Origin of the sequence: Cyanobium sp. ATX 6A2, assembly GCF_024346355.1 — a bacterium.
GTDB lineage: Bacteria > Cyanobacteriota > Cyanobacteriia > PCC-6307 > Cyanobiaceae > NIES-981.
Window position 1 is genome coordinate 438,522 of the sequence record NZ_JAGQCU010000001.1, and the last position, 12,690, is coordinate 451,211.

Here is a 12,690-nt window from a genome sequence, read left to right on the forward strand (position 1 = left end):
CGGGTGTCAGCGATTGTGGTGGAAGTGTGGCCTGGGAGCGATCGGCGATGGGTGTCACCGGCCTGGTGATCGATCCGGCCTTCCGCCTGCACGACACGGGCCCGGGCCATCCCGAGAGCCCGCGGCGGCTGGAGGCGATCGAGGCGGAACTGCAGCGCCGCGGCCTGCTGCAGCGCTGCCGGCCGATCCAGGCCCGGCCGGCGGTGGACCGCGAACTGCAGCGCTGCCACAGCGCCCGCTACCTGCAGACGGTGCGCCGCGAGGTGGCCTACGGCGCCGCCCAGCTCTCCACCGGCGACACCACCATCGGCGAGCACTCCGAAGACGTGGCCCGGCTGGCCGCCGGCGGCACCCTGGCGGCGGTGGATGCGGTGCTGGCCGGCCGCCTGGACAACGCCTTCGCCGTGGTGCGGCCGCCCGGCCACCACGCCGAGGCCGAGCGGGGGATGGGCTTCTGCCTGTTCAACAACGTGGCCCTGGCCGCCCGCCATGGCCAGGCGGTGCACGGGCTGGAGCGGGTGCTGATCATCGACTGGGACCTGCACCACGGCAACGGCACCCAGGCGATCTTCTGGAGCGACCCCAGCGTGCTCTACGCCAGCGTGCACGAGTGGGGCAACTACCCCGGCAGCGGCGCCGCCGAGGAGCGGGGCGAGGGGGCGGGGCTGGGCTTCACGCTCAACTGCCCGCTGCCCTCCTTCAGCGACGGCCAGGCCGTGCTCAGCGCCCTGGAGGCCGCCCTGGCGCCCGCCGCCGCCCGCTTCCGGCCCCAGCTGGTGCTGGTGTCGGCCGGCTTCGACGGCCACCGCAACGATCCCCTCGGCCACTTCCTGCTCGAGGACGCCGACTACACCGCCCTCACCGCGTTCTGCCTGGCCATCGCCGGCGAGCACTGCCAGGGCCGGCTGGTGTCGGTGCTGGAGGGGGGCTACGGGCTCAAGGGACTGGCCGGCGGCGCCGCCGCTCACGTGGAGGCCCTGCTGGCGGCCTGATCGCCCGGCAGCACCGCACTGCCCAGATCGATCCAGGCCTCGATCACCTCCTCGCCGGCCTTGAGCTGGAAGCCGAGTCGGCGGCACACCCGCTGCATGGCGCCGTTCCCGCGCAGGATCTCCGCCGTCACCCGCTCGATGCCCTCCTCCCGGCCGGCGCGCAGCAGCTGGCCCAGCAGGGCGGTGCCCAGGCCCTTGTGCTGGTGGGCGTCGCCGATCAGCATCGAAAACTCGGCGTCGTTGCGCTCGTGCAGGCGGCTGAGGCGCCCCACCGCCAGCAGCCGGTGCTCGCCGCTGCCGGGATCACGCCGGTCCACCACCAGAGCCAGCTCGCGCTCGTAGTCGCTGAAGCAGATGCGCACCAGCCGCTCGTGGGCGATGCGGTGGCTGAGGGAGGTGAGGTGGAAGTAGCGGGTGTACACGCTCTCCTCCGAGAGGCTGCGGTGGAAGGTCACCAGCAGGGGCTCGTCCTCCGGGCGGATGGGGCGGATCGTCACCGGCGTGCCGTCCCGCAGCCGCCAGGGCCGCACGTACTGACTGGGGTAGGGCCGGATCGCCGGCCGCGGCAGGTGGCAGGTGGCCCCCGCCACCGGCTGGATGCGGATGCGGACATCGCCGGCCAGCAGGGGGCAGCTGCGGTCGCCAGGCCGCACCAGCAGCGGATCGATGGCGATCTCGAGGATGGCGGGCTGCTCCAGCACCAGCTGGCTGAGCCGCACCAGCAGGCGCTCCAGTTCCTCCAGATCGGCCGGGGGGCCGCCGCCCAGCCCCTGCAGGGCGCCGTACACCCGGGTCTGCTCCATCAGCCGCCGCGCCAGGGTGGTGTTCAGGGGTGGCAGGCCCACGGCGCTGTCGCCATACACCTCCGCCAGGGGTCCGCCGCCTCCGAACAGAATCACCGGCCCGAACTGGCCATCGATCCTGCTGCCCAGGCACAGCTCCAGCTGCCCGGGCCAGGCCGCGGCGACCTCAGGCGTGCGCGGAGGATCCAGCGCCGGGATGCCATAGCTGGCCAGCAGCTGCCGGGCCTCCTGCCGGCTGAGCCACTCCCGGCCCTCGGCCTGGGCCCGCTCCAGCACCCGGCCGCCGGCGCCATGGTCGGCAGCCGCGGGGCCGGCGCCGCCATCGCTCTCCGGCAGCAGGGCCGGGGTTTCGTAGAGCCCGCGCAGGGTGTAGCTGAAGCGCCAGAGGGCGCCGAACAGCCGGGCAGCGGCATCGGGGTAGGGGTTGGTGGCGATGCCGGCGGCCTTGAGGATCGCCACGCCGGCGGCCACCTCATCGCCGCCCATCCAGCTGGCCAGCAGCGGTTTGCCGCTGCGCTCGGCCAGCTCCCGCAGGCGCTGGGCGGTGGTGGTGGGATCGCTCAGCGCCAGGGGCGTGAGGATCGCCAGCAGGCCATCGCTGCCGGGGTCGGCGAGGGCGATCTCCACGGCCCGCCCGTAGCGCTCCGGATCGGCGTCGCCAAGGATGTCGATCGGGTTGGCCCCGCTCCAGTGGGGCGGCATCGCGGCCTCCAGGGCGGCCAGGCTGGCGGGTGCCAGCTCGGCCAGCTGGCCGCCGCTGCGCACCAGGGCATCGGTGGCGAGCACGCCCGGGCCGCCGGCGTTGGTCACGATCGCCAGCCGCGGGCCGGCGGGGCGCCGGGGCTGGCGGGCCAGCACATCGGCCAGATCGAAGAGATCCGAGAGGCGATCCACCCGCAGCACGCCGCAACGCCGCAGGGCCGCCTCCAGCACCGCGTCGCTGCCCGCCGGTGCACCGGTGTGGATCGCCGCCGCCCGCGCCGCCTCGGCACTGCGGCCGCCACGGATCAGCACGATCGGTTTGGTGAGCGCCACCTCCCGCGCCGCCGAGAGAAAGGAGCGGGCGTCGCCGATCGTCTCCATGTGGATCACGATGCTGCGGGTGGCGGGATCGTCCCCCAGCAGCGTGATCAGATCGCCCCAGCCCACATCCAGCATCGAGCCGATCGACACGACGGCGCTGAACCCCACCCCCTGCTGGTGACTCCAGTCGAGCACCGCCGCGGCCACCGCCCGCGACTGGCTGAGGAAGCCCACATGCCCGGGCGCCGCCAGCCGCGGGGCGAAGCTGGCGTTGAGGCCGAGTCGCGGGTTCATCAGCCCCAGGCAGTTGGGACCCAGCAGGCGCATGCCGGAGCCGCGCAGGATCGCCCGCAGCCCGTTCTCCAGCGCCAGCCCCTCGGGCCCCACCTCCCGGAAGCCGGCGGAAACCACGATCACGGCCTTCACCCCCGCCGACGCGCAGGCCTCCAGCTGGGCGGGCACGGTTGCTGCCGGGGTGGCGATCAGCGCCAGGTCCACCGGCTCGGGCACCGCCGCCACGCTGGCGCAGCAGCGCACCCCAAGCACGCTGTGGTTGCTGGGGTGAACCGGATACACGGTGCCGCCGAAGGGCGAGCGGATCAGGTTCCAGAGCAGGGCGCGACCCACGCTGCCGGGCCGCTCGCTGGCCCCGATCACCGCCACGCAGGCGGGGCTGAACAGGGCCCGCAGCGGTTGCCGCTCGCTGCGCAGGATGGTGTCGATGGGATCGGCGCCGCGGGCCTCAGTGCTGGGTGGGCGGGGGGCCTCCGCATCGGTCATGGCAGGCGTCTGCGGCGGGCTGGGATGATGGCGCACCTCCGGATTTCGCCGCGATGTACACCGACTGGACCGCCGTGATCCTGCTGCTGCTCACCGCCGTGCCGCTGCTGGCGGTGGTGGCCACCGCAACCTTCTTCATCTGGCAACAGAAGAAGAAGCAGCAGCGTCGCTGAGGGACGCCGCAACCACGGGAGCGCTTCCAGCCATCTCGCGATCAGGACGCGCCAGCAGCCGCAGGGCCGCCGTGGTGGTGGCCGCCTGCATCGGCAGCATCTGGCCCTGTCCCAGGCAGTGCAGACAGGTGCGGAACCGCTGCCCATCGAGCCGCAGCACGCCGCTGCCGCCACAGCGCGGGCAGGGCTCTATCTCAAGCGGCCCGGACCGGAAATCGGGGAACGGCTGGGGGAGCGGCTGGGTGGAGGGCTGGGTGGACGGATCGGTGAGCATCGTCGAGGGTGGCCGGGAGAGCCGGGGTGAGATCGCCGGGCCAAAGCACCGGGCATCTATCACTGTGGATCTGATTCACCCCGGTGATCCCGAAGCCTTCCTTAAGGCTGCCGATGGCCACCGGCAGCCGGCGCCCCCGCCCCAGCGCGCAGACCAGAGCCCAGAGCGGCGGCCAGACGCTCCGTCGTCAGCTCCGCCAGCAGCTCCCCGGCACTGAGCCGGGATCCAGGCGCCACCAGACCGGCACTGGCGGCCAGCGCACCGATCACCGCCGGGGCGTCGAGCCCCCGCTGCCGCCAAGCCTCCAGCCCCTCGGCCCCCTCGCGCTTGCTGAGCCGCCGGCCGCTGGCGTCCTGCCACAGGGGCAGGTGCCCGTAGCGCGGCGGAGCGCAGCCCAGCACGCCGATCAGGGCCACCTGGGCGCCGGTGGAAGACCAGAGGTCGTTGCCGCGCAGCACATCGCTGATGCCGAGGCTGAGTTCATCCACCGCCGTGGCCAGGTGATACGCGAGAAAGCCGTCGGCGCGGCGCAGCACCACATCGCCCACCTGGCTGGCTCCGTCCAGCCGCCCCGGCCGGCCATGGCGCTCCTGCCAGACGATGGGGCCGCTCGGCAGCCGCAACCGCCAGCTGGGCAGCCGCCCGGCTTCCTCGCCCCAGCCCAGCGGCCGCCCGCGGCAAAAACCCGGATACACCGGCCAGCCTCCGTGGGGGGCGGACACATGGGCCAGGAGCCGCCGGCTGCAGCGACAGGGGTAGAGCAGCCCGGCGCGGCGCAGGGCCGAGAGCACCGAGCTGTAGAGGCCCCGCCGTTCGCTCTGGCGCAGCGGCAGGCCATCCCAGTGCAGCCCCAGCCAGCGCAGATCGGCCAGGATCGACTCCTCGGCACCGGGGCGGTTGCGCGGGGTGTCGAGGTCGTCGATGCGCAGCAGCCACTCCCCACCGGCCAGGCGAGCATCCAGCCAGGCCAGCAGGGCGGTGCGCAGGTTGCCGCTGTGCAACGCACCGGTGGGGGAGGGGGCGAAACGGCCCCGGTAGCCCCGCCCACGGCGCTCAGCGGCTGTGGCCAGATGGTCGCGCAGGTGCGCGGGCAGGAGCTCGGCGGGACTCAGGGCAGCTATCTCAGACGCCCTGCACCTTGTCCTTGAACATCTTGCCGGCGGTGAAGGCGGGCACCCGCTTGGCCTCGATCTTGATCTTCTCGCCGGTCTTGGGGTTGAGTCCCTGACGGGCGGAACGGTCGCGGGGCTCGAAGGAACCGAAGCCGAGGATCGACACCTTCTTGCCGTCCACCACCGAATCCATGATCGTGTCGATCAGGGCGTCCACCACCTGGGCGACGTCGGTTTTGGTGAGCTCGGTGCGGGCAGCCACCACGTTGACGAGATCTGCTTTGTTCATTTAGAGGAAAGCCTGATGAGGGGCTGTCGGGGGGAGTGTGGCAGTCGGAAACCCCGACCAGCCTGGCCTGTGGCGCGCCAATGGTATGGGCAGCACTGCCACTCCGCAACACAGAAGTCCGATGCCGCAATGGCTTTGGGCTGACCCGCTCAGGCCGTGAGCCCCGTTTGTGCCGCCGGCACCGGCAGATCCAGGGCGGCCAGCAGACCGGCACCGCCCTCCACGAGTTTCTCGCCCCGCAGGGCCCCGAGCCCGCCAGCGCAGGCGATCCAGTCCGGCGAGCCGGCCGGCAGCCACAGGCGCAGTCGCTCCAGGCTGCGGATCTGGCGGGGCCAGTGGAAGGTGCGGGCCGTGGCCAGCGGCTGCAGCCGCCCCGGCGCCACCGGCTGCAGCAACCGTCCGCAGAACAGACCATCCAGCTCGCCCACCGCCAGGTGCAGCACGCAGGAGCCGGGGGTGGGACCAGGGGTCCAGAGCAGCCGCACGCCCGGCGCCAGGCTGTGTTCCGCCGCAAAGCTGCTCACCCGCTCCACCCCCGGCAGCAGGTAGGCCTCCTGCTCCTGCACCAGCACATCCCAGCCCAGGGCCTCCTGGAAGCGGCGGCAGCGGCCATGGCCCTCGCGGCTGGTGAACACGATCGTGCCGTGGCCGCTGCGCCGGCGCAGCCAGTCGCGGTTGGCCTGGTTCCAGGCAGGACAGTCGATCAACAGATCGCCGGCCCCCAGCCCGTCGCCACCCGGCCCGTCACAACCCAGCGCCGCGGCCTCCACCAACCAGCTGCTGCCGCCGCCGGTGTCGCGGTTGGGGGCGAACAGCCACAGTCCCCGGCGCACCTGCTGGGGCGGCCGACCGGGGTCGAGGGGGACAGGTTGTAACACCGGCGGTGCGTTGTCGGTCTGATCACTAGTTTGTGTCGATACGAATCGCGTTCGTGTCCGCCCGACCCGCAGCCGACACCCAGACCATGGCCAGCCGTGCCACCGCAGAGCGACGTGTGGCTGCCGAAGGCGCCCCGCTGCACCCCGGCTCCCCCTGGCCCCTGGGGGCCAGCGTCACCCTTCGTGGCGTCAACTTCTCGGTGGTGGCCCCCCAGGCCACCCGGGTGGAGCTGCTGCTGTTCAGCCATGGTGAAGCCAGTGAGCCCCAGCGCGTGGTGGAGCTCGACCAGAGCAACCGCTCCGGTGACCACTGGCATGTGGAAGTGGAGGGTGTGGGGCTGGGCAGCTGCTACGGCTACCGGGTGTACGGGCCGCTTCAGGCCGGAGGCCACAGCTTCAACCCCTCCAAGGTGCTCCTCGACCCCTGCGCCCGCGCCATCGCCGGCTGGAGCGGCTACCGCCGCGAGGCGGCGGTGGGGGCGGTGCCCAACACCGGCTGCTGCCTCAAGGGGGTGGTCACCGAGCGCGAGCAGTTCGATTTCGACGCCGCCCCCCGCCCTCGCCACAGCTGGCAGCGCAGCGTGATCTATGAGCTGCACGTGGGCGGCTTCACCCAGGGCGCCGGCTGCCCGGTGCCGAGCGAGCGGCGGGGCACCCTGCTGGGATTGATCGACACCCTGCCCCATTTGCAGGAGCTGGGGGTCACCGCCATCGAGCTGCTGCCGGTGATGGCCTTCGATCCCGCCGACGCCCCGGCCGGCCGCCAGAACCACTGGGGCTACAGCCCGATCAGCTGGATGGCGCCGCACCAGGGTTACCTGGTGGGCGACGACCCGCTCACCGCCCGCGACCAGGTGCGCGAACTGGTGAGCGCCTGCCACCAAGCCGGCATCGAAGTGATTCTCGATGTGGTCTACAACCACACCAGCGAGGGCAACCAGCAGGGGCCCACCCTCAGCTGGCGGGGCTTAGGCGACCAGCTGTATTACCAGCAGGGCCACCACGGTGAATACCTGGACGTGAGCGGCTGCGGCAACACCATCGCCGCCAACCGCCCCCTGGTGCGGCGCCTGATCCTGGAATCGCTGCGCTGCTGGGCCGTGGAGCTGGGGGTGGATGGCTTCCGCTTCGACCTCGGCATCGCCCTCAGCCGGGGCGATCAGCTGCAGCCCCTGGACGCACCGCCGCTGTTCGAGGCCATGGAGGCCGATCCCCAACTGGCCGATCTGAAACTGATCAGCGAGCCGTGGGACTGCGGTGGGCTGTACAAGCTCGCCGACTTCCCAGCCCTGCGGGTGGCCACCTGGAACGGCCGCTTCCGCGACGACGTGCGCCGCTTCTGGAAGGGCGATCAGGGCACGGCCTGGGCCCTGGGGCTGCGGCTGAGCGGCAGCCCGGATCTCTACGAGCCGAAGCCGCCCCACCCCGGCCAGTGCATCACCTTCCTCACCGCTCACGACGGCTTCACCCTGGCCGATCTGGTGAGCTTCAACGGCAAACACAACCTGGCCAACGGCGAGGACAACCGCGACGGCGACAACCACAACAACAGCTGGAACCACGGCGTGGAGGGTCCCAGCAGCGACCATGCCGTCACCGCCCTGCGGGAGCGACAGCTGCGCAACCTGCTGGCCACCCTGCTGCTGGCCCCCGGGGTGCCAATGCTGCTGATGGGCGATGAGGTGCGCCGCAGCCAGGGTGGCAACAACAACACCTGGTGCCAGAACAACCCCCTCGGCTGGATGCACTGGCAGCCCAACGCCGACGACCTGGCCCTGCGCACCTACCTGCGGCGGCTGCTGAACCTGCGCACCACCCTCAAGCAGGTGCTCAACCCCGAGTCACCCCTGCCGGTGCGGCCCCAGCGCCGCAGCGACGACGAGCACGCGCTGTGGCGCCAGTGGCACGGCGTGGAGATCAACCGTCCCGACTGGGCGGAGTGGTCGCACACCCTGGCCTGGAGCGTGAATGAGCGGGTGCAGGGGCCGCTGCTGTGGTGCGGCCTCAACGCCTACAGCCGGGCGGTTCACTTCGAGCTGCCGGTCTGTCCCTCGGGCTGGGTGCGGGTGATCGACACCGCCCTGCCGGCTGGGGACGACCTACCCCGCCGGCCCCAGCCCTGGAAACCCACCGGTGCCCCGCTGGAAAGCCGCAGCCTGATGCTGCTGGTGGCCCAACGCCTGCTGGACGGGGTGGAGCTCTAGCGGGGGGTGTCCCAGGCCCAGTCCCTGCCCCCCTGGAGGGGCCTGCTGAAGGGGGCGCGCCACCGTGAGGCCGCTCGCCCCTGGCCCGCTGGTGTTTCGGGGCTGGGGCGGGCCTGCCGCCCTCGACCTGCTCACCGACGGCCGCAGCGCCAAGCCCGCCGAGCTGGCGGGGCCTGAGCCGGCGGCTCCCCTGGCCGAGCCGTCGGCATGTCCCCAGGAGCTGCCCGCCGAAACGCCCATGCCGGAGCACTTCATCCTGCTGCGCATCGCCCTGGAGCAGGTGGAGCTGCTCGAACTCAGCGGCCACCCCCACCAGCGCCGGCGCTGGCGGCTGGACGACAGCTGGCGCGAACAGCGGCTGAACCCCTGAGGTCGGGCGACACCGGCCTCGCCCGAGCCGTTCCACCTTTTCCACAGGAAACCTGCTTTCTCCACAACCCAGACCCGGTTTTTCCACAGGTCCGCGGGATGAGAGCCCCTTGCTGATCGCCCGAGTGAACGTTCCGCGTGGAAAACGCGCAGCGGGAGGCTGAACGGCCGGCGCCACCGGCAGTTGGACGCCATCCCTATTCGGGACTGCCCGCACTGCTTCTGCAGCTGCCCCAGCGCGGCCCGCCAGTGCCCCAACTGTCCCAAGCCAGCCCATCAACAAAAGCCCGCAAGCGGCTCTACGCCCTGATTGATGAGGTTGGGCAGTCCCATGAGCCGGTGCAGATCACCGGCAAGCGGGGCAATGCCGTGCTGCTCTCAGCAGACGACTGGCGCGCCATCCAGGAGACCCTGCATCTGGTGTCAATCCCCGGCATGCGCGAGTCGATCCTCGAAGGAATGGCCACCAACGTGAGCGAATTGAGCAGCGAACTCAGCAGCGAACCGGGCTGGTGAGCTGGACGGTTCTGTTCAGCAAGCAGGCCCAGAACGATGCCCGGAAACTGGCTTCCGCATCGCCCGCCCTCAAGCAGAAAGCCCAGACCCTGCTTGAGCTTCTGGCCACCGATCCATACCAGCAACCGCCGCCCTACGAAGCCCTGGTTGGGGACCTGCGCGGTGCCTGTTCGCGCCGCAGCAACATCCGGCAGCGCCTCGTCTACCAGGTGCTTGAGGAGGAACGGATCGTGAGGGTCTTGCGGCTCTGGAGCCACTACGAGTAGGCCACCCAGGCAACAGGAGGTATCGCCTCCTCACCCAGCGAACACGAGATCCAGCAGCGCATCCGCCTGGCCTGCGGCCGCGGGCCAGTGCGGCTGTGGCGCAACAAACACCGGCGCCCTGGAGGTCAAGACCCCAGGCGGTGCCATCAGAACCGAGCAAATGCTGCTGGCCATTCCCGTGGCCACGCAGGCTCGGACTACAGAGCCCGAGAACAGAGATTCCACTGCCGTTGGGGCCGAGCAGGCCATCGTTGGCGACACGCCTGCCGATGGAGCTGAGCCCGCCCCTGATCCAGTGTCAGCACCTCAGGCCCAGGGCTTCCTGCTGGCGATGGAGGATCAGTTCATCGCCCTGCACGGCAGCCGCAAGCGCCGCGCCGAGAAGGGTTTCCCCCGGAAGGCCGATCGCGACCGCCCCGATGAGCTCACGGTGGTGCGCTTCAAGGTGCCGCAGTTCCAGCGCCGCGACGGCTCCCGCGCCGAGGGTCCGCGCATCGTCGATGCCAGGAAGCAGCCCTGGGATGGGGCCGCCATCGGCAACGGCTCCAAGGTGATCGTCGCCTTCGACATCTACGACTGGGACGGCGAGAACGGCTGCAGCATGACCTTCCAGCCCCGCGCCGTGCAGGTGGTGGAGTTCGTGCCCTACGAGCAGGTCGATCCGAAGGCCGGCTTCCAGGAACTGGAGGGCTACTCCGCAGCAGGCAGCACCATCGCGGCCAGCGGCGGCCTAGGCGCCGAGGCCAACGGCTGGGCCCTGGGCCAGAGCGAGGGACAGGAGGAAGAAAGCGTCTCCAGCCTGTGGGCGCTCCACCGCCTGCTGCTGCTGGTGATCGCCGGGCCCGTGCCGCCACGGGTCTCAACAATGCCGGCGCCCGCGGGCACTCCCCAAACCGCTGAGCACCAGGAGCCCCGCAAGGCCGGGGCGGCGCTCAAGCTCTCGGCCCAGTGAGCGAGGCACAGCGATGGACACCCCCACACCACAACCGCAGGCCCGCCAGCGGGTCTGGATCACCACCGCTCAGGCCTGCCGTTGTGGTGTGCTGGTTCCCGGCGAGCACGACCGCCGCTGGGGCTGCACCCAGGGCCGCGGTCCCCTCCCATGGCACGCCGAGAACATCGAAGCCCCCATCACGGGCTGGAGCCGACGCCACCTGTAGATGCCGGGGTCCCATCAGGGGACCAGTGGCTGGCTGAGCTCTGTGATCAGAGCGGCATTGAGGTTGTTCTCGCAGCTCAGCCAGACGACGGCATGGATCGAGCCTCCCTCCGCCTTTGCCGCGGCCTGTTCGCAGACCCGTCGGCGACTGGCGCGCCACTGCTCCAGCAGGGCTGTGCTGCCCAGCAGGCGTTCCAGCGTGGCGTCATCCTGATTCCGGTGGCGCCACTGGCAGGCCACGATCTCCTGGGTATTGCCGTCGCAGTCGGGCCGAAAGGGAAACCGCCCCAGCTGCCGCATCGATTGGCGCAGGGTGTCATCTGCGGCCTGTGCGGGCACCGGGGCCAGCACGGTTGCCATCAACACCGGGACAAACAGCAGCAGGCGCAGCGGAGGGAAGCCAGACACCATCTGGCCAGGCAGGGCCTGAGCAGGCTTAGAACACGCCAACTCAAGGCCCTTGCGGATGCTGCAGTTGCTGCGATTATTTCGATTAGTGTTTGGGTTGCCTGCCCCCTTTTGCCCATGACCGTGGCTCTCCCCGGTTCCATTGAGCCCGTGATCCCCACAGCAGAGGCCGCAGAGGCTGCAGGAGCGAGCCTGCGCGATCTCGCTCGGTTCAGAGCCACCCATGGCCTGCGGCAGGCCAGCCTCACCCTCGATCTGGAAGGCGGCCAGCGCGCATCCGTTCCGATCCCCGCCGCAGTGCTGGAGTTGCTGCAGGGAATCCTGGTGCAGATGGCCCAGGGCAATGCAGTCACGCTGGTGCCGGTGCACGCCGAGCTCACCACCCAGCAGGCCGCTGATCTGCTGAACGTGTCGAGGCCCTTCCTGATCGAGCGGCTGGAGCAAGGGGAAATCCCCTTCCGCAAGGTCGGCACCCACCGGCGCATCCGCCTGACTGATCTGATGGCCTACAAGCACGCCATGGATCAGCAGCGTGCCGCGGTCCTCGATGAGCTGGCTGCCCAGGCCCAGGAACTGGGACTGGGCTACTGAGGTGAATCGCTTCACCGTCGTCTACGACGCTTGCGTTCTCTATCCCGCTCCACTCCGCGATCTGCTGATGCGCCTGGCGCTCAAGGATCTCTACCGGGCCCGCTGGAGCGACAAGATTCACGAGGAGTGGATCACGGCCCTACTGCGGAACCGGCCTGATCTCTCCAGAGAGCAGCTGGAGCGCACGCGCTCGCTGATGAATGCTCACGTGCGCGATGCACTGGTGGATGGCCATCAGAGCCTGATTCCAGCCCTGGAGTTGCCTGACCCGGACGACCGCCATGTTCTGGCCGCCGCCATCAAGTGCGGGGCCGATCTGATCCTCAGCTTCAACCTGGATGATTTCCCGGAGCACGCCCTGGCGAGCTATGGGATTGGCGCCTGCCATCCCGATCCGTTTCTGGTGGATCAGTTGAACCTGGATGCCGGGCGGGTCTGCACGGCGATGCGACAGCAGCGGGCCAGCCTGAAGAACCCACCCAAAACCGTCCAGGAGTACCTGGAGACCCTGGAGGGTCAGGGCTTGAGCAGGTTCTCGCAGGCCGTTCGGCATTACGCAGCTGAGCTGTGAGCTCGTGGGCCCTGGTCCAGGCGCTGTTCCGCCCTGGCGAAGGCGTCATCCACCACGTCATCCCCACACCAGCGCGGCTGTAGGCCGCCAGGTGGGTCTGCACGCTGTGGCCCATCGCCGCGGCCACCACCTTGGGTGGCAGGTCGCAGATCACATGGGCCCGGTGGGCGTAGCCGTGGCGGCAGGAGTAGGGCACGAGCTTCTCGCCTCTGGCTTCGTCGTCCCGGCGCAGCTCCTTCCAGAGGGGACGGTTCATCAGGTAGTGACCCATGTAGCCACCAC

General features: G+C 70.6%; 15 protein-coding genes. 9 read left to right on the forward strand and 6 right to left on the reverse strand.

Annotated features, from left to right (window positions below; translation table 11 throughout):
- The first annotated feature begins 47 nt into the window (after positions 1–47).
- A complete protein-coding gene (locus tag KBY96_RS02380) occupies positions 48–992 on the forward strand; it encodes a histone deacetylase (protein WP_254977581.1) in 945 nt (314 codons plus the stop codon).
- Here KBY96_RS02380 and KBY96_RS02385 read toward each other — a convergent pair.
- The 5 genes from KBY96_RS02385 to KBY96_RS02405 form a co-directional block, all read right to left on the reverse strand.
- Entirely contained in the window at positions 965–3,598 is a 2,634-nt protein-coding gene (locus tag KBY96_RS02385; RefSeq protein ID WP_254977582.1) for a bifunctional acetate--CoA ligase family protein/GNAT family N-acetyltransferase, read from the reverse strand. The genes KBY96_RS02380 and KBY96_RS02385 overlap by 28 nt on opposite strands.
- 135 nt (positions 3,599–3,733) lie before the next feature.
- Positions 3,734–4,045, reverse strand: coding sequence for a hypothetical protein (locus tag KBY96_RS02390; protein ID WP_254977583.1), 312 nt, complete (start codon positions 4,043–4,045; stop codon positions 3,734–3,736).
- A gap of 101 nt (positions 4,046–4,146) precedes the next feature.
- Complete coding sequence (gluQRS, locus tag KBY96_RS02395) at positions 4,147–5,157, reverse strand: tRNA glutamyl-Q(34) synthetase GluQRS (protein WP_396122230.1); 1,011 nt, start codon at positions 5,155–5,157, stop codon at positions 4,147–4,149.
- Positions 5,158–5,167: 10 nt separating this feature from the next.
- Positions 5,168–5,446 (reverse strand): HU family DNA-binding protein, encoded by a 279-nt coding sequence (locus tag KBY96_RS02400; protein WP_254977584.1) that lies wholly within the window; start codon positions 5,444–5,446, stop codon positions 5,168–5,170.
- Positions 5,447–5,595: 149 nt separating this feature from the next.
- Positions 5,596–6,324 (reverse strand): MBL fold metallo-hydrolase, encoded by a 729-nt coding sequence (locus tag KBY96_RS02405; RefSeq protein ID WP_254977585.1) that lies wholly within the window; start codon positions 6,322–6,324, stop codon positions 5,596–5,598.
- Positions 6,325–6,410: 86 nt separating this feature from the next.
- Between KBY96_RS02405 and KBY96_RS02410 the strand changes: the two genes are divergently transcribed.
- The 6 genes from KBY96_RS02410 to KBY96_RS02435 all read left to right on the forward strand — a co-directional run bounded on the left by KBY96_RS02410 (position 6,411) and on the right by KBY96_RS02435 (position 10,839).
- Positions 6,411–8,528, forward strand: coding sequence for a glycogen-debranching protein (locus KBY96_RS02410; protein ID WP_254977656.1), 2,118 nt, complete (start codon positions 6,411–6,413; stop codon positions 8,526–8,528).
- Positions 8,529–8,592: 64 nt separating this feature from the next.
- Positions 8,593–8,898 carry a hypothetical protein gene (locus tag KBY96_RS02415; protein ID WP_254977586.1) on the forward strand — a complete coding sequence of 102 codons (306 nt, stop codon included), beginning with the start codon at positions 8,593–8,595 and terminating at the stop codon, positions 8,896–8,898.
- 257 nt (positions 8,899–9,155) lie between these two features.
- Positions 9,156–9,413 carry a type II toxin-antitoxin system Phd/YefM family antitoxin gene (locus KBY96_RS02420; RefSeq protein ID WP_261358010.1) on the forward strand — a complete coding sequence of 86 codons (258 nt, stop codon included), beginning with the start codon at positions 9,156–9,158 and terminating at the stop codon, positions 9,411–9,413.
- Positions 9,410–9,679 carry a Txe/YoeB family addiction module toxin gene (locus KBY96_RS02425; protein ID WP_254977588.1) on the forward strand — a complete coding sequence of 90 codons (270 nt, stop codon included), beginning with the start codon at positions 9,410–9,412 and terminating at the stop codon, positions 9,677–9,679. Before KBY96_RS02420 ends, KBY96_RS02425 begins: the two co-directional genes overlap by 4 nt.
- A 295-nt stretch (positions 9,680–9,974) precedes the next feature.
- A complete protein-coding gene (locus KBY96_RS02430; protein WP_254977589.1) occupies positions 9,975–10,631 on the forward strand; it encodes a hypothetical protein in 657 nt (218 codons plus the stop codon).
- A 13-nt stretch (positions 10,632–10,644) separates the two neighbouring features.
- Positions 10,645–10,839 carry a hypothetical protein gene (locus KBY96_RS02435; protein ID WP_254977590.1) on the forward strand — a complete coding sequence of 65 codons (195 nt, stop codon included), beginning with the start codon at positions 10,645–10,647 and terminating at the stop codon, positions 10,837–10,839.
- 14 nt (positions 10,840–10,853) lie between these two features.
- Here KBY96_RS02435 and KBY96_RS02440 read toward each other — a convergent pair whose 3' ends face one another.
- Positions 10,854–11,249, reverse strand: coding sequence for a lysozyme inhibitor LprI family protein (locus KBY96_RS02440; RefSeq protein ID WP_254977591.1), 396 nt, complete (start codon positions 11,247–11,249; stop codon positions 10,854–10,856).
- Between the two features lie 114 nt (positions 11,250–11,363).
- On the opposite strand from KBY96_RS02440, the gene KBY96_RS02445 reads away from it, so the two are divergent.
- Complete coding sequence (locus KBY96_RS02445) at positions 11,364–11,837, forward strand: helix-turn-helix domain-containing protein (RefSeq protein WP_254977592.1); 474 nt, start codon at positions 11,364–11,366, stop codon at positions 11,835–11,837.
- The gene (locus KBY96_RS02450) at positions 11,794–12,408 is read left to right on the forward strand and encodes a putative toxin-antitoxin system toxin component, PIN family (protein WP_254977593.1); all 615 of its coding nucleotides are present in this window, start codon (positions 11,794–11,796) and stop codon (positions 12,406–12,408) included. The genes KBY96_RS02445 and KBY96_RS02450 overlap by 44 nt, the downstream gene beginning before the upstream one ends.
- Positions 12,409–12,690: the final 282 nt, after the last annotated feature.

What these genes read in the sequence shown, in the direction of transcription:
- KBY96_RS02380 (WP_254977581.1), top strand. Translation starts at nt 48, where the DNA reads ATGGGTGTCACCGGCCTGGTGATCGATCCGGCCTTCCGCCTGCACGAC.
- KBY96_RS02385 (WP_254977582.1), bottom strand. Translation starts at nt 3,598, where the DNA reads ATGACCGATGCGGAGGCCCCCCGCCCACCCAGCACTGAGGCCCGCGGC.
- KBY96_RS02390 (WP_254977583.1), bottom strand. Translation starts at nt 4,045, where the DNA reads ATGCTCACCGATCCGTCCACCCAGCCCTCCACCCAGCCGCTCCCCCAG.
- KBY96_RS02400 (WP_254977584.1), bottom strand. Translation starts at nt 5,446, where the DNA reads ATGAACAAAGCAGATCTCGTCAACGTGGTGGCTGCCCGCACCGAGCTC.
- KBY96_RS02410 (WP_254977656.1), top strand. Translation starts at nt 6,411, where the DNA reads ATGGCCAGCCGTGCCACCGCAGAGCGACGTGTGGCTGCCGAAGGCGCC.
- KBY96_RS02435 (WP_254977590.1), top strand. Translation starts at nt 10,645, where the DNA reads ATGGACACCCCCACACCACAACCGCAGGCCCGCCAGCGGGTCTGGATC.
- KBY96_RS02440 (WP_254977591.1), bottom strand. Translation starts at nt 11,249, where the DNA reads ATGGTGTCTGGCTTCCCTCCGCTGCGCCTGCTGCTGTTTGTCCCGGTG.
- KBY96_RS02445 (WP_254977592.1), top strand. Translation starts at nt 11,364, where the DNA reads ATGACCGTGGCTCTCCCCGGTTCCATTGAGCCCGTGATCCCCACAGCA.
- KBY96_RS02450 (WP_254977593.1), top strand. Translation starts at nt 11,794, where the DNA reads ATGAGCTGGCTGCCCAGGCCCAGGAACTGGGACTGGGCTACTGAGGTG.